The sequence below is a fragment of the Pseudomonas sp. MWU13-2100 genome (assembly GCF_023242365.1).
Lineage (GTDB): Bacteria > Pseudomonadota > Gammaproteobacteria > Pseudomonadales > Pseudomonadaceae > Aquipseudomonas.
This window is the reverse complement of sequence record NZ_JALLIX010000007.1, coordinates 62,926-86,354: the sequence shown is the minus strand read 5'-3', so window position 1 is coordinate 86,354 and position 23,429 is coordinate 62,926. Positions and strand designations below refer to the sequence as shown.

Annotated in this window: 20 protein-coding genes; 9 read left to right on the top strand and 11 right to left on the bottom strand. The window is 62.2% G+C overall.

All coding sequences use genetic code 11. The annotated features are described in order from the left end of the window. The first annotated feature begins 25 nt into the window (after nt 1-25). Entirely contained in the window at nt 26-421 is a 396-nt protein-coding gene (locus M5B99_RS07395) for a lysozyme inhibitor LprI family protein (RefSeq protein ID WP_248803414.1), read from the top strand. 12 nt (nt 422-433) lie between these two features. Here the strand turns inward: M5B99_RS07395 and M5B99_RS07390 are convergent, their stop codons facing one another. The 5 genes from M5B99_RS07390 to M5B99_RS07370 all read right to left on the bottom strand — a co-directional run bounded on the left by M5B99_RS07390 (nt 434) and on the right by M5B99_RS07370 (nt 3,504). Further along, a complete protein-coding gene (locus M5B99_RS07390) occupies nt 434-805 on the bottom strand; it encodes a glutathione S-transferase N-terminal domain-containing protein (RefSeq protein ID WP_248803413.1) in 372 nt (123 codons plus the stop codon). 388 nt (nt 806-1,193) lie between these two features. Next, nucleotides 1,194-1,739 carry a GTP cyclohydrolase I FolE gene (gene folE / locus M5B99_RS07385; protein ID WP_100940621.1) on the bottom strand — a complete coding sequence of 182 codons (546 nt, stop codon included), beginning with the start codon at nt 1,737-1,739 and terminating at the stop codon, nt 1,194-1,196. Between the two features lie 78 nt (nt 1,740-1,817). Continuing rightward, a complete protein-coding gene (locus tag M5B99_RS07380) occupies nt 1,818-2,375 on the bottom strand; it encodes a Smr/MutS family protein (RefSeq protein WP_103498210.1) in 558 nt (185 codons plus the stop codon). A gap of 76 nt (nt 2,376-2,451) precedes the next feature. Then, the gene (locus tag M5B99_RS07375) at nt 2,452-2,772 is read right to left on the bottom strand and encodes a hypothetical protein (RefSeq protein WP_248803412.1); all 321 of its coding nucleotides are present in this window, start codon (nt 2,770-2,772) and stop codon (nt 2,452-2,454) included. Nucleotides 2,773-2,910: 138 nt separating this feature from the next. Continuing rightward, entirely contained in the window at nt 2,911-3,504 is a 594-nt protein-coding gene (locus M5B99_RS07370) for a cysteine hydrolase family protein (RefSeq protein WP_248803411.1), read from the bottom strand. 221 nt (nt 3,505-3,725) lie between these two features. On the opposite strand from M5B99_RS07370, the gene prmB reads away from it, so the two are divergent. Then, complete coding sequence (prmB, locus tag M5B99_RS07365; RefSeq protein WP_248803410.1) at nt 3,726-4,634, top strand: 50S ribosomal protein L3 N(5)-glutamine methyltransferase; 909 nt, start codon at nt 3,726-3,728, stop codon at nt 4,632-4,634. Between the two features lie 519 nt (nt 4,635-5,153). Then, nucleotides 5,154-6,827 carry a DEAD/DEAH box helicase gene (locus M5B99_RS07360; RefSeq protein ID WP_218225017.1) on the top strand — a complete coding sequence of 558 codons (1,674 nt, stop codon included), beginning with the start codon at nt 5,154-5,156 and terminating at the stop codon, nt 6,825-6,827. 236 nt (nt 6,828-7,063) lie between these two features. Here the strand turns inward: M5B99_RS07360 and M5B99_RS07355 are convergent, their stop codons facing one another. Continuing rightward, nucleotides 7,064-7,831: a DODA-type extradiol aromatic ring-opening family dioxygenase gene (locus M5B99_RS07355; protein ID WP_248803409.1), complete on the bottom strand. Its 768-nt coding sequence runs from the start codon at nt 7,829-7,831 to the stop codon at nt 7,064-7,066. A 109-nt stretch (nt 7,832-7,940) separates the two neighbouring features. Here M5B99_RS07355 and M5B99_RS07350 point away from each other — a divergent pair, with 109 nt between their 5' ends. Then, entirely contained in the window at nt 7,941-8,600 is a 660-nt protein-coding gene (locus M5B99_RS07350; protein ID WP_248803408.1) for a thiopurine S-methyltransferase, read from the top strand. Between the two features lie 180 nt (nt 8,601-8,780). Here the strand turns inward: M5B99_RS07350 and htpX are convergent, their stop codons facing one another. Next, entirely contained in the window at nt 8,781-9,668 is an 888-nt protein-coding gene (gene htpX / locus M5B99_RS07345; protein ID WP_248803407.1) for a protease HtpX, read from the bottom strand. A gap of 316 nt (nt 9,669-9,984) precedes the next feature. Beyond that, on the bottom strand, nt 9,985-11,196 hold the full coding sequence (locus M5B99_RS07340) for a pyridoxal phosphate-dependent aminotransferase (RefSeq protein ID WP_248803499.1): 1,212 nt from the start codon (nt 11,194-11,196) through the stop codon (nt 9,985-9,987). Nucleotides 11,197-11,422: 226 nt separating this feature from the next. Here M5B99_RS07340 and msrB point away from each other — a divergent pair, with 226 nt between their 5' ends. The 3 genes from msrB (at nt 11,423) to M5B99_RS07325 (ending at nt 12,918) form a co-directional block, all read left to right on the top strand. Continuing rightward, nucleotides 11,423-11,818 (top strand): peptide-methionine (R)-S-oxide reductase MsrB, encoded by a 396-nt coding sequence (msrB, locus tag M5B99_RS07335; protein WP_103499305.1) that lies wholly within the window; start codon nt 11,423-11,425, stop codon nt 11,816-11,818. A gap of 159 nt (nt 11,819-11,977) precedes the next feature. Beyond that, the gene (locus M5B99_RS07330) at nt 11,978-12,463 is read left to right on the top strand and encodes a glutathione peroxidase (protein ID WP_248803406.1); all 486 of its coding nucleotides are present in this window, start codon (nt 11,978-11,980) and stop codon (nt 12,461-12,463) included. Next, nucleotides 12,460-12,918: a MarR family winged helix-turn-helix transcriptional regulator gene (locus tag M5B99_RS07325; protein ID WP_248803405.1), complete on the top strand. Its 459-nt coding sequence runs from the start codon at nt 12,460-12,462 to the stop codon at nt 12,916-12,918. Before M5B99_RS07330 ends, M5B99_RS07325 begins: the two co-directional genes overlap by 4 nt. Here M5B99_RS07325 and M5B99_RS07320 read toward each other — a convergent pair. Continuing rightward, nucleotides 12,905-15,223: a response regulator gene (locus tag M5B99_RS07320; protein ID WP_318654566.1), complete on the bottom strand. Its 2,319-nt coding sequence runs from the start codon at nt 15,221-15,223 to the stop codon at nt 12,905-12,907. The genes M5B99_RS07325 and M5B99_RS07320 overlap by 14 nt on opposite strands. Nucleotides 15,224-15,389: 166 nt before the next feature. On the opposite strand from M5B99_RS07320, the gene M5B99_RS07315 reads away from it, so the two are divergent. After that, nucleotides 15,390-16,280: an ATP-binding protein gene (locus M5B99_RS07315; RefSeq protein ID WP_248803403.1), complete on the top strand. Its 891-nt coding sequence runs from the start codon at nt 15,390-15,392 to the stop codon at nt 16,278-16,280. Next, nucleotides 16,277-16,759 carry a GAF domain-containing protein gene (locus M5B99_RS07310; RefSeq protein WP_248803402.1) on the top strand — a complete coding sequence of 161 codons (483 nt, stop codon included), beginning with the start codon at nt 16,277-16,279 and terminating at the stop codon, nt 16,757-16,759. Before M5B99_RS07315 ends, M5B99_RS07310 begins: the two co-directional genes overlap by 4 nt. Nucleotides 16,760-16,765: 6 nt before the next feature. Here the strand turns inward: M5B99_RS07310 and M5B99_RS07305 are convergent, their stop codons facing one another. Next, nucleotides 16,766-19,717, bottom strand: coding sequence for an HD domain-containing phosphohydrolase (locus M5B99_RS07305; protein WP_248803401.1), 2,952 nt, complete (start codon nt 19,715-19,717; stop codon nt 16,766-16,768). Between the two features lie 61 nt (nt 19,718-19,778). Then, nucleotides 19,779-23,426: a transporter substrate-binding domain-containing protein gene (locus M5B99_RS07300; protein ID WP_248803400.1), complete on the bottom strand. Its 3,648-nt coding sequence runs from the start codon at nt 23,424-23,426 to the stop codon at nt 19,779-19,781. Nucleotides 23,427-23,429 lie beyond the last annotated feature (3 nt).

Genomic DNA, 23,429 nt, shown 5'->3' with positions numbered 1-23,429 from the left:
TTATTCATCGAACAAGGAATACCGCATGAGTTATCCCATGTTGGCTTTTTTTGCGCTGGGGGTTCTCGGCCTGGCCACGGGCGCGCAAGCGGCCGATAACTGCGATGCCAGTCAGGCGTCGATGAATGAATGCGCGGGCAAGGAATTCAAGCAGGCCGACAACGACCTGAACACGTACTACAAGACCCAGATGGGCTACCTGAAGAACCCGGCCAACAAGGCCGCGCTCAAGGAGGCGCAGCGCAAGTGGCTGGCTTTTCGTGACGCCGATTGCCTGTATCGCAATGGCGAACCGGCGGACGGCGGTTCAATCTGGCCGCTGCTTGATCTGCAGTGCAAGACTGAACTGACCAGGCAGCGTGCGGCACAGTTGAAGGCTTATACCGAATGCCGGGATGAAACCAACGGCTGCCGCAATTAAAGGCGCCCTGCTTCAGGCCGCGGCAAAACGCTTCTGCAGATAATCGATGATCACCTTGGACTCGTACATCCAGGTGGTCTGGCCGTTTTCTTCGATGCGCAGGCAGGGCACCTTGATCTTGCCGCCTTGCTCGAGCAGGGTCTGGCGATCCTGTTCGTTGTTCTTTGCGTCGCGCAGGGCCACCGGTACATTGAGCCGGCGCAGGGTGCGGCGGGTTTTTACGCAGAACGGGCAGGCGTGGAACTGATACAGGGTCAGCTCCCGGGCCGCGGCATCGACCTTGGCCTGGTCTGGCGCGGAGCGCTTTTGCTTGCTCGGGCGGGTGAGGAAATCGATGAAGATGATGAGTTGGCCCAGGCCGACTCGAAGTGCTTTGACGAACACGGGATAGCCTCGCGGGCGGTGGAGAAGGGGGGCAGCTTACCTGATAGTGGCGGGCGCGCTGCTTGGGTGAGAGCGAAATTTGTGGGAGTGGTGCTTGTGTGGGAGCGAAATTTCGGGGGTTGAGCTTGTGTGGGAGAGCCGTTTGTGTGGGAGCGGTGTTGATGTGGGAGCGCCGTTTGTGTGGGAGCGCAGCTTGCGCGCGAAGAGGCCCGTGAGGCCGCTAAAAGCTTCGCGGGCAAGCACCGCTCCCACACAAGCACCGCTCCCACACAAGCATTGTTCCCCCACCAACACCGCTCTCACACAAGCATTGTTCCCGCACAAATACCGCTTCCACACGAGCACAGTCCCCACGCAGGCAGCCCTCTCACCGCTACTGCATCAGGACTTACTTGATCAGCGCCAGGAATTCGCTGCGGGTCGCGGCGTTTTCGCGGAACTCACCGAGCATCACCGAGGTGATCATCGACGAATTCTGTTTCTCCACACCACGCATCATCATGCACATGTGCTTGGCTTCGATCACCACCGCGACCCCCAGGGCACCGGTCACCTGCTGGACCGCGTCGGCGATCTGGCGGCTGAGGTTTTCCTGGATCTGCAAGCGGCGGGCGTACATGTCGACAATGCGCGCGACCTTGGACAGGCCCAGCACCTTGCCACTCGGGATGTAGGCCACGTGGGCCTTGCCGATAAAGGGTAGGAGGTGGTGTTCGCACAACGAGTAAAGCTCGATGTCCTTGACCAACACCATTTCGCTGTTGTCAGAGCTGAACAAGGCACCGTTGGTGACTTCTTCCAGGCTCTGTTCGTAACCGCGGCAAAGGTACTGCATGGCTTTGGCGGCGCGCTTGGGTGTGTCGAGCAGACCCTCGCGGGAGACGTCCTCGCCGAGTTGGCCGAGGATCTCGGTGTAATTCTGTTCCAGGGACATGAAGCTACCTGTGGGAGTTTACGCAAAGAACAAGGATACGGCGGCTGGCAGCCGCCTGCAAATTCGATGACAGTCCGGTTACTCGTCGCGACCTTCCATCATGGTCCGCTTGAGCATTACATACACCGCGCCCGCGCCGCCATGTTTCGGCTGGCAGGAGGTGAAACCCAGGACTTGGGCGTGCTGGCGCAGCCAGGTGTTGACGTGGCTCTTGATCATCGGCCGCTTGCCGTCCAGGCGCACCGCCTTGCCGTGGGTGACGCGCACGCAGCGGATCTCGAACTTGGTCGCCTCGGCGAGAAAGGCCCAGAGGGTTTCCCGGGCTTTTTCCACGCTCATGCCGTGCAGGTCGAGGCTGCCTTCGAACGGGATCTGGCCGATCTTGAGCTTGCGCATCTGGCTTTCCTGGACCCCGTCGCGGGCCCAGTGCAGGTCGTCTTCCGGTCCGACGTCGATGACGAACTGGTCGGACAGCCCGTCCACCGCGGTGTCCTGCACCCGCACCGTGGCCGCCTGGCGCAGCTTGGCCAGCTGCGCGCGGTCGGACTTGGGCTTGCCGGTATCGGCGCGGTCATGCTTGATCGGCTTGACGCCACGGATCTCGCTTTTGAACAGGGAAAAGTCGTCGTCTTGCATGTCAGCCTCCGCAGGGCCTGGCAGTTTACCCAAGTCCCCGGGGTGTCGTCACAGCCGATTGCACGCAGGTGCTTGATCAGTCGTGCTTTTTCATCAGGTGGGGAGCGATGTTCAGCCCGTGGCCGCGGCGCATCCGCCGCCGACTGCGGCGCCACAGCCAGACCCCGAACCAGAGCGTCAGCACGCCCACGCCCAAGACCACCGCTGAACCGGTCGGCGTGGCATTCAAATCCCCCAGTGCCGGCGCGTGGCCGAGCAGACTGGCCGCGCCAGCCATCACCAGCAACACCCCGAGGGTGGCCAACAGTGCCGCAATTGCAGCGCTCAAGCGCGAACCCCAGGTGCTCCGGCCCCGGGGGCGCAGGCGGCGAGCGTCAAAACCATCGGATATCTTCATTCCGATTTCCTCTATGAGTATCGGCCCTTCGACCGAGAGATGGTCGGCTTGTTCCTGATGCGTCCGGGAAATCGGAAAATGAGACGCAATTGACTGGAGTAATGGATGGGCGGTCGTCAGGACAGCCCATCGCAGCGGCTAGCCGATCAGGTCTTTGGTCTGGGCGAGGGTGGCGAAGTTGTCCGCCATGATCGCCATCTCGGTACGCTGGACCTGGGCGGCGCTGATGACTTCACCTTTGTAGGGCAGGTCGCGGGTCGCGCAGGCATCTTCCACCAGGGTGCAGCGGAAGCCCAGGTTCTTGGCCGCCCGCACCGTGGTGCTGACGCTGGAGTGGCTCATGAAACCGCAGACGATCAGGTCCAGGGAGCCGAGTTCCTGCAGGTGTTTCTCCAGGCCGGTGCCGTGAAAGGCGCTGGGCAGCAGCTTGCCGATCAGGGTTTCGTCGCCCTGGGGCTCCAGTCCTGGAATGAACTCGCCGCGCTCGCCCTGGGGGTCGAACAGGCCGCCCACGGTGCCCAGGTGACGGATGTGCACGATGGGGCGTCCGGCTTGGCGGGCGGCGGCAACCAATTGCTTGATATTGTCGACGGCAGTGTCCATGCCGGACAAGGCCAGCGGGCCACTGAGATATTCTTTCTGGGCGTCGATGATCAACAGGCTGGCATGGCTCAGATTGGCGGCCGCATAACCACGGCCGCTGAGTTGAAACATCGTCTTTGGAACGGACATTCGGGGCTCCTTTGAGTGGGGCTTTTACCGCATTGTCCTCCGGCTGAGCGCGTATGTGAATCGCAACCCGTGCAGGCGGCGTGGTTATTGGGCTGTAGCCGTGTCAAGGGTTGTTTGCCCGCACCCGAAACGACGCTCGATGATGTCTTTTGGCCTTATTTTCGCCGGGTAGCGGTTTGGCTGTTAGAATCGCCCGTCGTTTTTTTCAGGAGCCTATCCCCGTGATCACTTCCCGCCTGCGCACGCTGCGCGACCATATTCGTTGGGCTGTCAGCCGCTTTCATGGCGCGGATCTGTTTTTCGGTCATGGTACCGACAATGCCTGGGACGAGGCGCGTCAGTTGGTGCTGGGGGCCTTGCATCTGCCTTGGGAAATCGCCGACAGCTACCTCGACTGCCGCCTGGAAGACGACGAGCTGAGCCACGTGCAACACTTGCTCAAGCGGCGTATCGAAGACCGCGTGCCCACCGCCTACCTGCTGGGCGAGGCGTGGTTCTGCGGCATGTCGTTTATCGTCGATGAGCGGGTGCTGATTCCGCGTTCGCCGATTGGCGAGTTGATCGAAAGTCGCTTCGCCCCCTGGCTGGCGAACGAGCCGGCGCGGATTCTCGACCTGTGCACCGGCTCCGGCTGCATCGGCATCGCCTGTGCCTATGAATTCCAGCAGGCGGAAGTGGTGTTGGCCGACCTGTCTTTCGAAGCACTGGAAGTGGCTAATCGGAATATCGAGCGCCATGGCGTCGACGAGCGGGTGTTCACGGTCCAGGGCGATGGCTTCGACGGCCTGCCCGGCCAGCGTTTCGACCTGATCGTCTCCAATCCTCCTTATGTGGATGCCGAGGATTTCGCCGACATGCCGCAGGAATACCAGCACGAACCCGAGCTGGGCCTGGCCTGCGGCGAAGACGGCCTGAACCTGGTACGGCGGATGCTGGCCGAGGCGGCGGATCATCTGACCGAGAAGGGCTTGTTGATTGTCGAGGTCGGTAACAGCCAGGTGCATGTCGAGGCGTTGTACCCCGAGGTGGACTTTGCCTGGCTGGACTTCGAGCGCGGCGGGCATGGCGTGTTCATGCTCACGGCCGAGCAGTGCCGGGTGCATCAGGCCTTGTTCGCCACCCGGATCTGAAGACGGACAACGACCTGTAGGAACCGGCTTGCTGGCGATGCGATCCGCCAGTCGACATCGCCGGTGCCTGGAGAAACGCGATCGCCAGCAAACCGGCTCCTACAGGTTTTATGGCGCTCTGGAGATCGCTTGAGGTTCATTGGCAGATTCCGACGAGTGAACCGTTTAAGTCGGCAGGCCCACCCGGCAAGGTGGGCCAGAGGCAAACCTTTACTCGGTTATCTGTAAAGCCCGCCATAGAGAGGCGTGCAGCAGCATTTCCAGATAAATAAATCTCCCTTTTTTCACCAATTCCGGTATAGTGCGCGCCGGCCTTTAACCGGGCCGCGTTTAGGTAATGCAATTCCCCGAAGTCAGCTTCGGCTGCTGTCCGCCATGCGGACTATCCTTGACGATTCTTTCATTCAATCGTTTTCGCAAATCCCCGCCGACAAAGCTGCCAGGGTGACTCTCAGAGTCTTACAAGGCATGCGCAGCTTTGGAGCATGGGTCTTTGCGGATGCACTTAGAGGCAGACCCATGACCCAGGAAATCGGCGGCTTCGCCGCTTTTAATCTTAATCCGAATATTCTTGCAGCCGTCACCGCGACAGGCTACGAAGAGCCTTCGGCTATCCAGCAGCAATCGATCCCGATCATCATGGCCGGCCACGACATGATTGGCCAGGCGCAAACCGGTACGGGTAAAACCGCAGCGTTCGCCCTGCCGATCCTGCATCGTATCGATCCTGCTAAGCGCGAACCGCAAGCCCTGATCCTGGCGCCAACCCGTGAGTTGGCGTTGCAAGTAGCAACCGCTTTCGAAACCTACGCCAAGCAAATGCCGGGCGTTACCGTTGTGGCCGTTTACGGCGGCGCGCCCATGGGCCCACAACTGAAAGCAATCCGTAATGGCGCACAGATTGTTGTCGCCACTCCGGGCCGTCTGTGTGACCACCTGCGTCGTGACGAAAAAGTCCTCGCCACCGTGAACCACCTGGTTCTCGATGAAGCGGACGAAATGCTCAAGCTCGGCTTCATGGACGACCTGGAAGTCATCTTCAAGTCCTTGCCGGCAACCCGTCAGACCGTTTTGTTCTCGGCGACCCTGCCGCAGTCGATCCGCGCCATTGCCGAACGCCATTTGCGCGATCCGCAACACGTCAAGATCCAGACCAAGACCCAGACCGTTACCGCGATCGAACAAGCTCACCTGTTGGTTCACGCCGACCAGAAGACCTCGGCTGTGCTGAGCCTGCTGGAAGTCGAGGATTTCGACGCCCTGATCATGTTCGTGCGCACCAAGCAAGCGACCCTGGACCTGGCCAGTGCCCTGGAAGCCAAAGGCTACAAAGCCGCTGCGCTGAACGGTGACATCGCCCAGAACCAGCGTGAGCGCGTGATCGACTCCCTCAAGGATGGCCGTCTGGACATCGTTGTGGCGACCGACGTTGCCGCCCGTGGCCTGGACGTTCCGCGTATCACCCACGTGTTCAACGTCGACATGCCGTACGATCCAGAGTCCTACGTGCACCGTATCGGTCGTACCGGCCGTGCCGGTCGTGAAGGTCGTGCGCTGTTGCTGGTGACGCCGCGTGAGCGCCGCATGCTGCAGGTGATCGAGCGTGTGACCGGTCAGAAGGTTGCCGAAGTCCGCCTGCCGGATGCCCAGGCTGTTCTCGATGCGCGCATCAAGAAACTGACCAACAGCCTGTCGCCACTGGTCGCCGATGCCGAGTCGACCCACGGTGAACTGCTGGATCGCCTGACCGCCGACATCGGTTGCAGCCCGCGCGCCCTGGCCGCGGCCCTGCTGCGCAAGGCCACCAATGGCCAGGCGCTGACCCTGGCGGCGATCGAGAAAGAGCGTCCGCTGGTGCCGAACAATGCGCCGCGTGGCGATCGTCCGGAGCGTTCCGGTGACCGTCCTGAGCGTAGCGATCGTGAGCGTCGTGCACCGGTGCCATTGGCCGAAGGTCGTGCCCGCTGCCGTACCGCGCTGGGTGCGCGTGACGGTATCGCCGCCAAGAACCTGCTGGGCGCCATCCTCAACGAAGGTGGCCTGGCGCGTGAAGCGATCGGTCGCATTCAGGTGCGCGACAGCTTCAGCCTGGTGGAACTGCCGGAAGATGGTCTGGAGCGTCTGCTGACCAAGCTGAAAGACACCCGCGTGGCTGGCAAGCAGCTCAAGCTGCGTCGCTACCGCGAAGATTGATCAACCCCCGGGTTGATTGATCGATAAAAAAATCCCCGACTGGTTCGGGGATTTTTTTTGCCTGCTTTACGGAGTCTGCGTATTCACCGGGTAATCTCCTGCTGCGCAGAATTTTGTGGGAGCCGGCTTGTGTGGGAGCGGAGCTTGCCCGCGAAGCTTTTAGCGGCCTGATGCGCCGTATCGCCGGCAAATCGGCTCCGGCAAGGATCGTGTTGCACAATATCCATAAGAGATGGTCAGCCGAAGCGATAGATATCCATACCCAACGCGCCCATGGTGAACCCCTGGTGGGCGATGCTCATCTGGCCGCCAGCGCCACGGGCGAAGTACAGCGGCAGCAGGTGTTCGTCACTGGGGTGGCTGCGCACGGCGTAAGGCGCCTGTTTGCGGTAGTCGTGCAGGGCGGCTTCGTCATCGGTGGCGAGCTTGTCGACCATCCAGTCGCGGAAGGCCTTGGCCCATGGCTCGATGCTGTTCGGACCGGCATGCCAGTCCAGCTCGCCGAGGTTATGGGTGATGCTGCCGGAGCCGATCAGCAGGATGCCCTGTGCCCGCAGGCCGCTGAGGACATGTCCGATGCGGGTCTGCAGGGCAGGCCCCTGGCCGCTCGGCAGGGACACCTGGACCACCGGGATATCGGCTTGCGGGTACATCAGCGACAACGGTACCCAGACTCCATGGTCTAACGGGCGCTGGTCATCGAGGCGGGCGCTCAGGCCATCGGCGTTGAGCAGCGCGACAATCTCGGCGGCCAGCTGTGGCTCGCCGGGTGCCGGGTATTGCACGGCGAACAGTTCCCGTGGAAAACCACCGAAGTCATGCCAGGTTTCCGGTCGCGGATTGCTGCTGACCCGCAGGTCCTGGCTTTCCCAGTGGGCCGAGACGATGACGATGGCCTTCGGTCGCGGCAACTCGGCCGCCAGGCGGGCCAGGGCCGGGCCGCTGGCGCCGGGCTCCAGGGCCAGCATGGGTGAACCATGGGAGATGAACAGGCTGGGGAGCATAATGAAAGTCCTGGGCGTCAAGTTAAGATGACGCCATCTTCAATCAGATCATTGATCTAAATCTAATATAAGTTTTAGGGCTTTTTGATCGAATTTTCAGGGTGAATATATGCAGCCGGAATTTTGGCACAAACGTTGGGAGCACAACCAGATCGGTTTTCACCTGGAGCAGGTCAACCCCCATTTGCAGCGCTTCTGGCCCGACCTGGCGCTGCCGATAGGGGCGCGGGTGCTGGTGCCCTTGTGTGGCAAGAGCCTCGATCTGGCGTGGCTGGCGGCTCAGGGCCTGCGGGTGCTCGGGGTGGAGTTGTCGGAGAAGGCCGTGGAGGCTTTTTTTGCCGAGCAGCAACTCAAGCCGCTGATACGTCAGCAGGGGGCGTTCATGGTCTATGAGGCAGGCCCGCTGGAGCTGTGGTGCGGGGATTTCTTCGCATTGACGGCGTCGGATGTTGCCGACTGCGTGGGGCTTTATGACCGGGCGGCGCTGATCGCCCTGCCGCCGCCGATGCGCGAGCGTTATACGGCGCATTTGAACAGGATTCTGGCGGTGGGTACCCAGGGTTTGTTGATTACCCTCGACTACGACCAGGTCCAGCTCGACGGGCCGCCGTTCGCCTTGCTCGATGGGGAAGTCCGGCGCTTGCTGGAGCCGCAGTGGCAGCTTCAAGTGGAGGATGAACAGGATGTACTCGGTGAGAGCTGGAAGTTTCTCCAGGCCGGTGTGACTCGGCTCGACGAGCGGGTCTACCGGTTGGAGAAGGTTTCGTAGGAAACAGATAAGCCTGCGCTGATCAGGGCAGGAGGCAGGCTGGTGATGACTCTGGAAGCACCGCGCTGTTGGCTGTTGTGGGGGCGGAGCTTGCTCGCGAAGGCGCCTGTGAGGGCGCCAAAAGCTTCGCGGGCAAGCACAACAACAGTCCCCTCATAAGCGGTGCCATCAGAGTGGTTATCAGCCGCGTCGGCGCAGGGCTTCGATACGTTCTTCCAGCGGCGGGTGGCTCATGAACATCTTTGCCAGGCCCTGTTTCAGGCCGCCGTTGATGCCGAAGGCGTTCAGGGTGTCCGGCATGTGCACCGGCAGGCCCTGTTCGGAGCGCAGGCGTTGCAGGGCGCCGATCATCGCGGCGGTCCCGGCCAGGCTGGCACCGGCTTCATCGGCGCGGAATTCACGCTTGCGCGAGAACCACATGACGATGGCGCTGGCCAGGAAACCCAGGACCAGTTCGGCGAAGATGGTCGCCACGTAGTAGGCAATGCCCTGGCCTTCTTCGTTCTTGAAGATGACCTTGTCGACGAAGTTGCCGATGATCCGCGCAAAGAACATTACAAAGGTGTTCACCACGCCCTGGATCAGCGCCAGGGTGACCATGTCGCCATTGGCCACATGGCCGATCTCGTGGGCCAGCACGGCCTTCACTTCATCGGGGGAGAATCGCTCCAGCAGGCCCTGGCTGACCGCGACCAGCGCGTCGTTCTTGTTCCAGCCGGTGGCGAAGGCGTTCGCCTCGTAGGCCGGGAAGATACCCACCTCGGGCATCTTGATCCCGGCTTCGCGGGACAGTTGCTCGACGGTTTGCAGCAGCCATTGTTCATGGCGGGTACGAGGCTGGGTGATGATCTGGGTGCCGGTGCTCATCTTCGCCATCCACTTGGAGATGAACAGCGAGAACAGGGAACCCGCGAAACCAAAGACCGCACAGAAGACCAGCAGCTGATTGAGGTTGAGGTCAACCCCGTTGGCCGCCATGAACCCGTTGAAGCCGAACAGGCTCAGGGTGATGCTGGCAATCAGCACGACCGCCAGGTTAGTGGCCAAGAACAGCAGGATGCGCATCATGGTTGAAAGTTTCTCCTCAGCTAAAGATGTAGCGTCATGCGGGTATATAAGGTGCAGTCGCGACCTATTCAACCGGGTGACTATTTCAAACTGTGTCCTACAGCTTGATTCTAGCCGCTTGCCAGTCATTTCCTAATGGGAAGCTTGGGTTCCAGGGACCTCGCAGTGCTGGCAGCCCCTTTGAAACTGGGGGGGGGCGCTCGCGGTGAGGGTGTTTCCCTGGCCGGCGCTTTGCTGACGCAAAGACATACAAAAAGAAACGGGTGGAAAACACGCTCCTGCGACTCGCGGATGAGTCGCAGGAGCGTGTAGGAAATTACTGGCGGTAGGTTTTCAGGAACGAGCCGATGCGTCCGATGGCCTGTTCCAGGTCATCCACCCGCGGCAGGGTGACCACCCGGAAGTGATCGGGCCACGGCCAGTTGAACGCCGTGCCCTGGACCACCAGCAGCTTCTCCGACAGCAGCAGGTCGAGGACGAACTTCTCGTCGTTGAGGATCGGGCAGACTTTCGGGTCGATCCGCGGGAAGGCGTAGAGCGCGCCCATGGGCTTCACGCAACTGACGCCAGGAATGTCGTTGAGCAATTCCCAGGTACGGTTGCGCTGTTCCAGCAGGCGGCCGGCCGGCAGCACCAGGTCGTTGATGCTCTGATAGCCGCCGAGGGCGGTCTGGATCGCGTGCTGGCTCGGCACGTTGGCGCACAGGCGCATGTTGGCCAGGATGTCGATGCCTTCGATGTAGCTCTGGGCATTGTGCTTGGGACCGGAGATCGCCACCCAGCCGGAACGGAAACCCGCCACCCGGTAGGACTTGGACAGGCCGTTGAAGGTCAGGCACAGCAGGTCCGGTGCCAGGGACGCGGTGCAGACGTGTACGGCATCGTCGTAGAGGATCTTGTCGTAGATCTCGTCGGAAAAGACCACAAGGTTGTGCTGGCGCGCCAGTTCCAGCATGCCCAGCAGCACTTCCTTGGAATACACCGCGCCCGTCGGGTTGTTCGGGTTGATGATCACCAGGGCTTTGGTATTGGGGGTGATCTTGGCCTTGATGTCGGCGAGGTCCGGCCACCAGTTGGCCTGCTCGTCGCACAGGTAGTGCACCGGGCTGCCACCGGCCAGGCTCACGGCGGCGGTCCACAGCGGGTAGTCTGGCGCCGGGATCAGCACTTCGTCGCCATTGTTGAGCAGGGCCTGCATGGACATCACGATCAGCTCGGACACGCCATTGCCCAGGTAGATGTCTTCGATGCCGACACCTTCGACCTGCTTCTGCTGGTAGTACTGCATGACCGCCTTGCGAGCACTGAACAGGCCCTTGGAGTCACTGTAGCCCTGTGCGGTCGGCAGGTTGCGGATCACGTCCTGGAGGATTTCGTCCGGGGCTTCGAAACCGAAGGGCGCCGGGTTGCCGATGTTCAGCTTGAGGATGCGATGGCCTTCCTCTTCCAGGCGTTTGGCGTGCTTGAGCACCGGGCCGCGAATGTCGTAGCAGACGTTGGCGAGCTTGTTCGATTTGCTGACCTGCATGGCGATGTGATCCTGAAAATGGACGATCCAGGCGGTCTCGTCGAGGCCGCTATGGCAATACTGCGTTTTCACCTCGTCCCGTGGTCCCCGGCCGCTGGCTTGGAAAATCCGTTTGAATGCGTCGGACGCGGGTGCCAGACTGGCGTTTGACGAGGCGCAATCATACGTGCCGCCCGATCCGTGGAAAAGATACAGATCGGGGTTTTTCAGCCGCCGAGGTGTAACGATGGAAAAGTTGGAAAAAACCCTGGACGAATGGCGCGCCATGCTCGACCCGGAGCAGTACAACGTGTGCCGGCTCAAAGGCACCGAGCGGCCGTTTTCGGGCAAATACAACGGCACCAGGACCGATGGGGTCTATCATTGCATCTGCTGCAATGAGCCGCTGTTCGATTCCCGCGCCAAGTTCGACTCCGGCTGCGGCTGGCCGAGCTTCTACCAGCCCATCGGCGACAGCGCGATGGTCGAGATCCGCGATATCAGCCATGGCATGATCCGCACCGAAGTGGTCTGCGCCAAATGCGACGCGCACCTGGGGCATGTGTTTCCCGACGGTCCACCGCCGACCGGTTTGCGCTACTGCATCAACTCCGTGTGCCTGGACCTGGTGCCACGCGGCTGAGTCCGGTTCTGCGCGGCGTCCCTGAATTCAGGGCCCGCGCCACGCCCGGCGGATAAGGCGGGGTAGTCTTGGCTTATAAGGGGTCATCAATCCCGGTTATTAAATTGTGTACAATTCAATTGCTCGCTACCTTGTTCGACATTCATTGGAGGAACTGTCATGAGCGATAACCTGTTGAACATCCCTTGCACCACCATCAAGGGTGAGCAAAAGACCCTGGGTGACTTCGCCGGCAAGGCGATCCTGGTGGTCAACACTGCCAGTAAATGCGGCTTTACCCCTCAGTACAAAGGGCTCGAGCAACTCTGGCAGTCCTACAAGGACAAGGGGTTGGTAGTGCTCGGTTTCCCCTGCAATCAATTTGGCAAGCAGGAGCCGGGCAACGAAGGCGCGATTTCCGAGTTCTGCGAGCTGAACTACGGCGTCAGTTTCCCGCTGTTCAAGAAGATCGATGTCAACGGCGACGACGCCCACCCGCTGTTTGTCCAGTTGAAGAAGCGCGCGCCGGGGCTGCTCTGGTCCCAGGGTATCAAGTGGAACTTCACCAAGTTCCTGATCGGCAAGGACGGCCGCCTGGTGAAGCGTTTCGCGCCCACCACCAAGCCGGAGAATCTCACCCGCGAGATCGAAGCCCTGCTCAAATGAGCGACCTGTCCAGCGATGCGCTGAGCCTCGACTCCCAGCTCTGCTTCAAGCTCTACGCCGCTTCACGGGCGGTGATTCGAGGCTACAAGCCGATGCTGGAGCAGTTGGGCCTGACCTATCCGCAGTACCTGGCGATGCTGGTGCTGTGGGAGTGGCATGCGACCCCGCCGGCGCAACCGACGGTCACGGCCTTGGGTGAGCGCCTGCTGCTGGACTCGGGGACGCTGACGCCGCTGCTCAAGCGCCTCGAACAGATGGCGTTGGTGCAGCGCTGTCGTTCGGTCCTCGACGAGCGTGAAGTGCACCTGAGCCTGAGTCCCGCCGGGGTGGCCCTGCGCGCGCAGGTGCTGCCGATCAAGACTCGCCTGCTCTGCGACAGCGGTGTCGACCTGACCCGGTTGGACGAACTGCGTGACGGCCTCGACCAGTTGCTGACACAGCTCAAGCGGCTGTAGCCGGTACCCACTGTTCGAGCAGGGTGATCAATTCTTCACGGCGGAAGGGCTTGGCCAGGTAATCGCTCATGCCCGCGGCCCGGCAGCGCTCACGTTCCTCGGGCATGGCGTTGGCCGTCAGGGCCACGATCGGCAGGTTTGGCCAGCGTCCGCTGCGACGGATCTGCCGGCTGGCTTCGTAACCGTCCATGACCGGCATGTTGCAATCCATCAGCACCAGATCGAACGCCTGCTGTTCCAGCAGGTTCAGCGCCTCGCCGCCATGGGCGGCAACCGTCACTTCGCAGCCGAGCTTGCCGAGCATGCCCTTGGCCACCAGTTGATTGACCGGATTGTCCTCCACCAAGAGGATGCGGGCCCGGCGTAGCGGCTGACTGTCCCGCGGCTGCACGTTGAGTTCGGCCGGGTCGTCGGGCAGCAGGATCCGCGCCAATGTCTGGTACAGCGCGTTGCGCGCCAGGGGGCGGGCCTGCTGTTGCAGCGGGGCGAGGGCGTTGGCCTGTTCGGTGGGCATGAAGTTGCCATAAGCGGTGACCAGCAGGATCGGCGCGCTGATCGCCGGCCGCAGGCCGAACAGGCATTCGGGGCAGTCGGTGATCAACAGGTCGGGGCTGACGCCGGCGAGGCTGTCGTCCAGTCCGTAGCGCTGGTAGTCCAGCCCCCAGACTGGAAGCTGGCTGCCGAGCAGTTCGCTCAGGCCGCTGGTGCTCGACGTCACGGCGATGACCTTGCCGGTGAGGCGTCGGGGTGTCGCTGCCGGCGTGTGCCCCGGCAACGGCAGTTCGGCGCAGAACTGACTGCCGAAGCCCACTTCGGAACTGATCGTCAGGCGGCCTTTCATGGCCTCGCACAGGTTGTAGGTCAGGGTCAGCCCCAGGCCGGTGCCGCCGAACTGGCGGGTGATGCCGGCGCCGGCCTGGGTGAAGGGTTGGAAGATCTTGGCCTGGGCCTCCTGGGCGATGCCGATGCCGGTGTCGCAGATTTCGATGCGCACGCCGTTTTCACGAGCGCTCAGGCGCACATCGACCCGGCCGAAGCGGGTGAACTTCAGGGCATTGGACAGCAGGTTGCTGACGATCTGTCGCACCCGCGTCGGGTCGCCGAGCACCAGTGCCGGGAATTGCGGGTCGATCAGGCAGGCCAGCTCGACGCTGGGCGCGGCGTTTTGCGAGAGCAGGTTGGCGGTGTCTTCGACCAGGGCGCCGAGGTCGAAGGGGATGCGTTCCAGCTCCAGTTGTCCGGCGTCGAATTTCGACAGGTCGAGGATGTCATTGAGCAACTCCACCAGGACCTTGCCGGAGTCGTGGGCAATCGACAATTGCTGGCGTTGCTCGGCATTCAGCTGGCTGTCCAGGCACAGGGCGATCATGCCCAGCAGGCCGTTCAAGGGCGTGCGGATTTCATGACTCATGTTGGCCAGGAACGCCGAGCGAGCCTGGGCCATGTCCAGGGCCGTACGGCGTGCCGCTTCCAGTTCTTCGTTGGACTGGCTCAGCCGCGCATTGCTGGCCTTGAGTTCGGTGGTGCGCGCCGAGACGATATTCTCCAACTGACCCAGATAGTCGGTCAGGCGGTTTTCGGCGCTGCGCCGCTGCTGGATCTCGGTGCCCATGTTTTCGAATTGCTGGTTGGCGACTTTCACCAGTACACCGATTTCATCGTGTTCGTGGCCGGGAGGGAACTCCAGCCGCGCCTGTTTCGGCTGGCCCGGGGTGCTGCTGCTGAGCGCCTCGATCACCCGCACCAGGGGTTTGGTCAGCATCGTATAGAACAGCACGAGAAGGAGGGCGGTGAGGATCAGGCTGCGGAAAAAGCCGTTGAGCAGGGTGATCTCGGCTCGATGCAGGAAGCGGATACCGAAGGTGTAGGTGTCGATATCAAGGTGCAAGGTACCCAGGGATTCGTCTGGCAAATGGCTGAGAAACAGTCGGTCTTCGAAGGTGCGATCGGCACCGAACAGCCAATCGCTGATCAGCCGATAGCTACCCTCCTGGCGTGGTCTCTCGACACTGGCCAGGACCATATTGTTGTTGTCGATCAACTGCGCGCGCAGCACCGCCGGCGAGTGCAGCAGGCCCAGAGCCAGTTCCTGCGCCAGTTCGGCGTCGATGTTGTAGGCGATCCTCGACGCCGGATTGTGGCTGATTTCCAGCAGGGAAAGGACTTCACGGTTGATCGAGGCGCTTTCGCTGGCATAATCGATGCCGATTTGCAGCAGACTGAGCAGTGTTCCCAGAATGAAGCCGACCAGCACCGTCAACCGGGCTTGTTTGTAGGACAAGCGGTGGGTGAATTTTATATCCATGGGGTGGTGTACCACTTTCCTTTCCCTTCGCCCGGCAAGCATAGCTGATCCGATGCGTGCACCGGCAGTGGGGATTCGATACGCGCGCTGTGCAGTCTGCCAGAGCCAGCAGGCGCCCGAAGGTGCCAACGCGACATCATCGTATGAACTTGCCTGAGGAAACGTCGTGGATTCTCGATTGAATGCCTTTCTTGAGCGTGCCGATGCGGTGCTCGCCCGTCTCGAACCGTTGTTGCCGGCACCGCGCCAGGCCATCGACTGGAACGGCTGCCTGGCGGCCCGCTGGCAGCGTGAAGGGCGCAGCGGTTATCTGTTGCCGCTGGAGGTCAGCCTGGACATGCGCTTGTCCGACCTGATCGGGGTCGACAAGCAACGCGAGCAGTTGGCGCGCAACACCCGCCAGTTCCTCGATGGCCTGCCCGCCAACCATGCCTTGCTCTGGGGTTCGCGCGGCACCGGCAAATCCTCGCTGGTGCGTGCCTTGCTCGCCGAGCATGCCAAGGCGGGTTTGCGCCTGATCGAGATCGAGCGCGATCACCTGGCCGACCTGCCGCGGGTGGTGGAGCAGTTGCAAAAGCTGCCCCAGCGTTTCGTGCTGTTTTGCGATGACCTGTCCTTCGAGGCCGGCGAAGGCGACTACCGGGTGCTCAAGAGTGTCCTCGACGGGTCCCTCGAACAGGCCCCCGACAACGTTCTGCTCTACGCCACCTCGAACCGCCGGCACCTGGTGCCGGAGAAAGAGAGCGATAACGAAAACTGGAAACGCGTCGACGGCGAACTGCATCCCAGCGAAGCGGTGGAGGACAAGATTGCCCTGTCCGACCGCTTCGGCCTGTGGTTGTCGTTCTATCCCTTTACCCAGGAGCACTTCCTCAGCGTGGTCGAACACTGGGTCGGCGAGCTGGCGCGCAAGGCCGGCCTTGCCTGGCAGCGTGACGAGGAACTGGATATCCAGGCGGTGCGCTGGGCGACCGGACGCGGCAATCGCAACGGCCGCTGCGCTTATCAGTTTGCCCGCTATTGGGTGGGTTTGAAGTTGCTGGAGCAGGCACCGTGATCGATTTGCAGAACACCGGGGCGGGCCTGGCGGGCTATGGCCTGCTGCATGCACAGCTGGAATCGCTGCTGGCGGACGAGCGGGATTTCATCGCCAATGCCGCGCAGTTCTCGGCCTTCCTGTTCAATCAGCTGGATGACCTGAACTGGGCCGGTTTCTACCTCAATCGCCATGAGGAACTGGTCCTCGGGCCGTTCCAGGGCCAGATCGCCTGCGTGCGCATCCCCTTTGGCCGGGGCGTCTGCGGGACTGCCGCGGCCACCCGGGAAACCCAGCGGGTCGAAGACGTGCATGCGTTTGCCGGGCATATCGCCTGCGACAGCGCCTCGAACAGCGAGCTGGTGGTGCCGCTGGTCAAGGATGGCCGCCTGATCGGCGTGCTCGACCTGGACAGCCCGCGCCTGGCCCGTTTCACCCTCGAAGACCAGGCCGGCATCGAGCACCTGGCGGCGATCTTCCTGCGCCTGACCGACTGCTGAGGCGACTCAGGCGCCCAGGCCGGCCTTTTCCAGCAGCGATTCGGCATCCACTGTGTCGATCTGCTGGGGCAGGACGTGCTGCTGGGCGTACTCCAAGTAGATTTCCTCGCGGATAAACAGCTGGAACAGTTCCGGATCGATATGGGCGTCGCGGCACATGCCAGCCATGATGCCCAGTGCTTCGCTCAGGGTCTTGCCCTTTTTGTACGGGCGATCGGCGGCGGTCAGCGCTTCGAAGATATCGGCAATCGCCATCATCCGCGCCGGCAGGCTCATCTGTTCGCGCTTCAGGCGCTTGGGGTAACCGGTGCCGTCCATTTTTTCGTGATGGCCGCCGGCGATCTCCGGAACAGCGGCCAGGTGCCCGGGAAACGGCAGTTGGTCGAGCATCAGGATGGTCTGCACCATGTGATGGTTGATGATGTAGCGCTCTTCGCGAGTCAGCGTGCCGCGGGCAATGCTCAGGTTGTACAACTCCCCCCGGTTGAACTTGTAAGGCGGTACGTCCAGTTGAAAGCCCCAGCGGTTGTCGGCGGGGATCAGTTCGGCTGCGTTGCGTTCGAACAGGTGCTCGGGCTTGTCCGCCAGTAGTGGCTCGATGGCCGGCAGGTGGACCGCCGGGCGACGTTGCTGACGCAGGTTTTCTTCCCAGGACACCCCGAGGCGATCGTCCAGCGTGCGGGTCCAGGTGCGTCGGGCAATACGCTGCAGGCGTTCCAGGTCGGCCTCGGCCATGGCCTCGCCGCCGAGGTTGCAGTGGGCGACAAAGGCAAAGTCCTCGTCGAGGGCTTTGAGGCTGGCGTCACGCGCGCGGCTCAAGGCCGGTTCGTCACCACCCAGCGCCCGACCTTGCCAATAGTCGACCCAGGCATCGCGCTTGAGCACTTCGAAGCGGGTGCGTATTTCGTGAATGCGGTCGTACAGGGTTTCCAGCTTGGTGGCCTTGTCGACCACGTATTCGGGAGTGGTGACCTTGCCGCAGTCATGCAGCCAGGCGGCGACGTGCAGCGCCTCCCATTCATCTTCGCTGGGCTGGTAGTCCTCGAACGCCGGTGTCTGGCTGGTCGCGGCGGCCTGGGCGATCATCAGGGTCAGCGCCGGGACACGTTGGCAGTGGCCGCCGGTGTAGGGACTCTTGGCATCGATGGCGCCGGCCAGCAACTGGATGAACGCGTCCAGCAGCTGCTTCTGCCGGGCTTGCAGGCGCTGGCTCTCGATGCAGGCGGCGGCGGTGCCGGAAATGGCGCTGATAAAGGCGATGCGGTCCGGTTGCAGGTTCTCCATATCGGCCTCGGTGCCGCTGTCGGGCAGCAGCAGGGCGAGGACGCCGACGGTTTCGCCATGGCGGTTGTGCAGGCGGATACCGATCAGGTGAATCCGTGGGCTTTCCAGGGCGAGCATGACCTTTTGCAAGCCGGCCGCCTGCTCGAAGCCGAGGGTGGCGACCACGTTGTCCTGCTGGTCGAGTGTCTTGAGCCAGGCCGGGCGTTGTTCGTCCGCCTCGGTGGCGCTGTGGATATCGAAGTGCCGGGGATCCTGCTGGACGCCATCGATGATCAGGGCATGGGCCTCCAACTGGCGGCTGTCGCTGTCCAGCAGGTAGATCAGCCCGGCCCGGGCCTGGGCGATTTTCAGCGTTTCCTCGAGTACCCGTTGCAACAGCGGGTCGAAGCGGGTTTGCGCCGAGAGGCTGGAGGCGATTTCGAAAAAACTCGCCAGGGTCTGCTTCATGCGGGTCATCGAGGTCGCCAGCCGGTCGACTTCCAGCACCGGCGAACGCGGCGTTGCCGGATGGTTGAAGTTGAAGCTGCGTATCGCATTGGCCTCCTGCACCAGGGCGTGCAACGGCTTGACCAGCAGCCGGGAAGTCAGCCAGCCCAGGGGCAGGCACAGCAACAGTGTGGCCAGGGTGATCAGCGCACCCTGCCAGCGGATCCGGTAGGCGTCCGCCAGGAGTTCGTCTTCCGGCACCAGCACGGCCAGTTGCAGGCCGTTGGGGCCGCCTTCGGCGAGTGGCGTGCGGGCGACTATCCATTGCCGTTGCGCGCTGTCCAGATGATGTTCCTGGGTGTTGCCCGGCTCCATGAAACGCCGCAGGATCGGGCTCAGGTCCTGGACCCGGGGCAGGTGCGCGTCGTTGCTGTTGCTGATCAGCCGCCTGTAGTCGGGGTAGGCCACGGCATGGTCGTTTTCATCGAACAGGACGATTTCGGTCGAAGGGGTGACCTTGTGTTTGTCCAGGGTTGCGGAAAGATCCGCCAGGGTCAGGTCGGCGGCGATCACCACGTTCGCGCTGCCGCGCCGGGCGAGGGTGGTTCCGACATTGTGGGTGGAAAAAAACAGGTAGGGCGCGGTGGTGATCTGGTCACTCTCGTTCAGGGCGCTGTTGAACCAGGAGCGTACGCGCGGATCGTAGGCTTCGCGGTGATTGTCCTGGCGGCTGAGCAGTTGCAAGGCGGCGTCGTAGAACAGTGATTCGGACTTGACCCCTTCGGTGCCGGGATCGCGCTCGATGCTCCAGACCTGGAAGGCGGCATTTTCCGGCGCCTTGAAATAGGCGCGCAGGGCGCTGTCGCGTAGCGGCCGGACCATGAAGAAGTCGCCATCGGCGTATCCGAGGTAAAGCGATGCCAGGTTCGGGTTGTCGTTAAGGGCCTGGGTGAAGGGCTTGAGCAGTGCCAACCGTTGCTCCAGCGCCAGGGCCTGGGTGCGATCGTCGATGGCCAGCAGGCTCAGCAGATGGCGAATCGGCTGGTAGGTATGTTGCAGATCGAGCTGTACATCATCTCGGACCTGACCGAACAGCCTTTCGCTGCTGGAGAGAATGATTTGCGTGGTTTGCCGGTAGTTGAACAGTCCCAGCAAGGTGCCGGTCAACAGCAGCAAGCAGGTGAACAGGATACTGATGTGCACGTGCAGCGCCAGCCGGCGTCTTTCGCGTTGCATGGGGCGGGGCATCGCCAATCTCCCTGGGTGTCGGGTGCACTGCTCAGCGCCCAAGGATAGTCAATGTCCGCTGTCAGGTGTGCTCCTGGCCAGGCATTTTTTCAGACGACAGGTCGGTGTATTCACGCAGGGCCGTTTCGAGTTCGAGCAATGCCCGTGCTATCGCCTGCCGGGCGACTTCGATCCGTGGTGTCGGTGCTTCCTCCTGGCACTGTTGTTCCAGGGTCGTGCAGTGTTCCACCAACTCGTGGGCCTGGGCGATCCGTGCCGCGCCCTTGATCTTGTGGGCCATGTCGATCAGTGGGATCAGGTCGCCGCTGATGGGCAGCCCGAGCAGTTCCTCACGGTCTGCCTGGCAACTACTCAGCAGCTCCTTGATCAAGCGGTGCATCAGCAGCGGTTCACCTCCGGTCAGGGCGTGCAGGCCGTCGAGGCTGAAGGCGGCCGGGCGTGGGCGTGGCGTGACGTCGGCGAGCTTCTGGTTGAGGGTGGTCAGGCTGATGGGTTTGAACAGGCAGTCGTTCATGCCGGCTTCTTTGCAGCGGGTGCGTTCCTCGGGCTGGGCATTGGCGGTGAAGCCGAACACCGTGCAGGCTGGGAGGTCATGGCTGGCTTCATGTTGGCGCAGGCGACGAGTCATCTCATAGCCGTTCAGGACCGGCATGTTGCAGTCAACGATCACCAAGTCAAAATGTCCGTCTTTCCAGGTCTGCAAGCCGGTTGCGCCATTTTGTGCGGTGCTGAACGAGTGGCCGAGAAAGCCCAACTGCTGGCACATCAACAGTCGGTTGGCCGGGTGGTCGTCCACCACCAGGACATTCAGGGCGCGCAATGCCGGGGCCAGTTCCGGATCGCGCAGGGCGATGCCTTGCGTGGCTTCGAGGCTGTCGAGTTCCAGGGCCACGACCACGCGGGTACCTTCGCCTGGCACGCTGGACAGGCTCAGGCTGCCGCCCATCATTTCGCACAGGCTGCGGCAGATCACCAGGCCCAGGCCGGCGCCGCTACGGGCCAGGTGTCCGGAGTTGTCCGCCTGCACGAAGGGTTCGAACAGCCGGGCTTGATCGGCGGCGCTGATGCCGATGCCACTGTCCTGGACGGTCAGGGTCATGTTCGTCCGTTTCGCCACCGCGGCGGTCTGCATCAGCAACGAGATCGTGACCTGGCCTTGCTCGGTGAACTTGATGGCATTGCTGATCAGGTTGGAAAGGATCTGTTTGAAACGCAAGGGATCGATCAGGATGTCGCCGATGCTCTGCCGTTCGGGCAACTGCACCACCAGGTCCAGTTGCTTCTGGCGCGCCAGGCCATCGAAGACCCGGACCACTGACTCCACCAGTTCGCTGAGGTTGACCCGCTCGGGGGACAGGCTCAGGCGGCCCGACTCGATGCGGGCTATGTCGAGGATATCGCCGATCAGTTCCAGCAGGTCCTTGGCCGAGGTGTAGGCGACTTCGATGGCGGGGCGGTCGAGATGGCCCTGGTCGGCCCGCTTGAGGGTCAGTTCGAGCATGCCGATCACCGCGTTCATCGGCGTGCGGATTTCGTGGCTCATGGTCGCCAGGAAGGTGCTTTTGGCGCGGTTGGCGCTGTCGGCCTGATCCTTGGCCGCGCGCAGTTCGTCGAACAGTTCACGGCGTTCGCTGATATCGATCCAGCCGCCGATGATGCCTTGCACCTCGCCCAGCGAGTTGCGGTAGGGCAGGATCCAGTGGTAGATGGTCATCCGGCGGTCGCCGATATGCAGGGTGCGATCGCAGATCTGCGCCGTCCCTTCGTCCATCACCCGTTGGTAATCGGCCTGGTATTCCCGGGCCTCGAAGGCGTTGCCCTGGTAGGCATCCATGACCCGCTTGCCGATCACATCCTCGAGTTTGGTCGAGAAGGCTTGCAGGTAACTGTCGTTGCAGGTCTGCAACAAACCTTCGCGATCACGCACATAGATCGGGTGCGGGGTGCCATTGACCAGCGCGCGCATGAACTCGAACTGGTCGCTCAGGGCCCGTTCGGCCAGTTGCCGTTGGCGGATCTGCCGGCGCATGTAGGCGTTCCAGCCGAGGGACAGCAACAGCAGCGCGCCGGCCCCCATGACGATCTGCAGGATCAGCCGATGGTAGTTGCGCCAGTAGCTGTCGGACGACGGGGTGTAGCCGCGCCAGCGATTGTTGATGATGCCCAGTTCGTCCGGGGCGATGCTCAGCAGCGCCTTGTCGAGGATCGAGCTCAGTTCCGTGGCGCCGCGGGCGGTGGCCAGGGCGAAGATCGCCTGCTGGGTGCCGATGGTCGCGCTGATCTGCAGTTTGTCGTCGAAGGTCTGCGAGGCGATCAGGTAGTTGGCGATCACCAGCGAACTCACGGCACCTTCCGCCTGGCCCTGGGCGAGCAGTTCGACCGCCTTGAGGCTGTCGTCGGTTTCAATCAGCTTGATGTGCGGGAAGTCGCTGCGCAGGTACTCGATCAGTGGGTTGCCGCGGATCACCGCCAGGCGTCGGCCTTGCATCTGATCGAGGTTGTTGACGCTGTCGCGGCCTTTGGCCGTCAGCAGCACGAATGAGTTTTCCATGTACGGCCGGCTGAAATGCAGGACGTTCTCGCGTTCATTGGTCGGGCTGATGGCGGCGATGATATCGGCCTGATTATTCTTCACCCGGTTGATCATGTCGTCCAGGCTGCGCGAGCGCTGCACCTCGAAACGCAGGCCGGTGCGCAGGCGGATCAGCTCCAGCAAGTCGGCGGTGACACCACGGAAGCTGTTGTCGGCGTCGAAGAAGGTGATCGGTGCCAGGGCTTCGTTGACCACCACGCGGACTACCGGGTGCTCCTTGATCCAGCGCTCTTCGCGGGCGGTCAGTTGCAACTTGTGGTCGGTCAGCAGGATATCGCTGCCGGCGCTCCAGCGGCGGGCGATATTCTCGCGCTCGCTGGTGGGAATCGCCTTCAGGGTCGCATTGATGGCGCCCAGCAGGACGGCATTGTCACCGCGCACGGCAAAGCTGAAACCGTAGGCCTCGTGTTTGCCGAAGTTGGCCATTTTCACATTGCGCAAATAGCCCTTGTTGATCAGGTAGTGGGTCGAGATGGTGTCGCCGAGGAACACGTCGGCCTGGTCGAACGCCACGGCGTTGAGCGCGTTCAGGTAGGACGGGTAGAACTGCAACGTGGCATTGGGATAAAGGCTCTTGATCTCGTCCAGCGGCAGGTAGTGGTAGACCATGCTCAGGCGCATCCCCGCCAGGCCATTATTCAGGGCGCGGGTTTCGTCTTCACGGGTGACCAGCACCGGCTGGTCGATGGCGTAAGGGGTCGAGAGCGCGATGTTCTTGTTCACCGCCTCGAAGCCGTTGGCGCTGCCGAGCAGGTCGATCCGGCCCTGTTCGAGAGCACTGATGGCGGCTTCGCGGGTGGCGAAGCTCTGCACCTTGATCGGCAGGCCCAGGGCCTTGGCCAGAATACCGGCGTAGTCGGCGGTGATGCCTTCATAGTCACGCCCGCTGACGGTCATGTCGAAAGGCGGGTAGTCCGGGGCAGAGGTGCCGAGCACCAGTTCACGCTTGTCTTCGACCCAGCGCCGTTGCTCCTTGTCCAGCGCGACCTCCATGTGGCTGGCGCTTGAGCGGCTGAGTAATGAGAAGTGGGTGACACCTGGGGTTTCTGCAAGCGCTGACAGGCACAGACACAAGCCTGTGATCACCATCAGATAGTCCTTTATGCGCATGGGCATTGG

Excerpts from the sequence above, each read along its gene's own strand:
- M5B99_RS07395 (WP_248803414.1), top strand. The coding sequence starts at position 26 with ATGAGTTATCCCATGTTGGCTTTTTTTGCGCTGGGGGTTCTCGGCCTG.
- folE (WP_100940621.1), bottom strand. The coding sequence starts at position 1,739 with ATGTCCCTGGAACAGAATTACACCGAGATCCTCGGCCAACTCGGCGAG.
- M5B99_RS07380 (WP_103498210.1), bottom strand. The coding sequence starts at position 2,375 with ATGCAAGACGACGACTTTTCCCTGTTCAAAAGCGAGATCCGTGGCGTC.
- M5B99_RS07375 (WP_248803412.1), bottom strand. The coding sequence starts at position 2,772 with ATGAAGATATCCGATGGTTTTGACGCTCGCCGCCTGCGCCCCCGGGGC.
- M5B99_RS07370 (WP_248803411.1), bottom strand. The coding sequence starts at position 3,504 with ATGTCCGTTCCAAAGACGATGTTTCAACTCAGCGGCCGTGGTTATGCG.
- M5B99_RS07360 (WP_218225017.1), top strand. The coding sequence starts at position 5,154 with ATGACCCAGGAAATCGGCGGCTTCGCCGCTTTTAATCTTAATCCGAAT.
- M5B99_RS07355 (WP_248803409.1), bottom strand. The coding sequence starts at position 7,831 with ATGCTCCCCAGCCTGTTCATCTCCCATGGTTCACCCATGCTGGCCCTG.
- M5B99_RS07350 (WP_248803408.1), top strand. The coding sequence starts at position 7,941 with ATGCAGCCGGAATTTTGGCACAAACGTTGGGAGCACAACCAGATCGGT.
- htpX (WP_248803407.1), bottom strand. The coding sequence starts at position 9,668 with ATGATGCGCATCCTGCTGTTCTTGGCCACTAACCTGGCGGTCGTGCTG.
- M5B99_RS07340 (WP_248803499.1), bottom strand. The coding sequence starts at position 11,196 with ATGCAGGTCAGCAAATCGAACAAGCTCGCCAACGTCTGCTACGACATT.
- msrB (WP_103499305.1), top strand. The coding sequence starts at position 11,423 with ATGGAAAAGTTGGAAAAAACCCTGGACGAATGGCGCGCCATGCTCGAC.
- M5B99_RS07330 (WP_248803406.1), top strand. The coding sequence starts at position 11,978 with ATGAGCGATAACCTGTTGAACATCCCTTGCACCACCATCAAGGGTGAG.
- M5B99_RS07325 (WP_248803405.1), top strand. The coding sequence starts at position 12,460 with ATGAGCGACCTGTCCAGCGATGCGCTGAGCCTCGACTCCCAGCTCTGC.
- M5B99_RS07320 (WP_318654566.1), bottom strand. The coding sequence starts at position 15,223 with ATGGATATAAAATTCACCCACCGCTTGTCCTACAAACAAGCCCGGTTG.
- M5B99_RS07305 (WP_248803401.1), bottom strand. The coding sequence starts at position 19,717 with ATGCCCCGCCCCATGCAACGCGAAAGACGCCGGCTGGCGCTGCACGTG.
- M5B99_RS07300 (WP_248803400.1), bottom strand. The coding sequence starts at position 23,426 with ATGCCCATGCGCATAAAGGACTATCTGATGGTGATCACAGGCTTGTGT.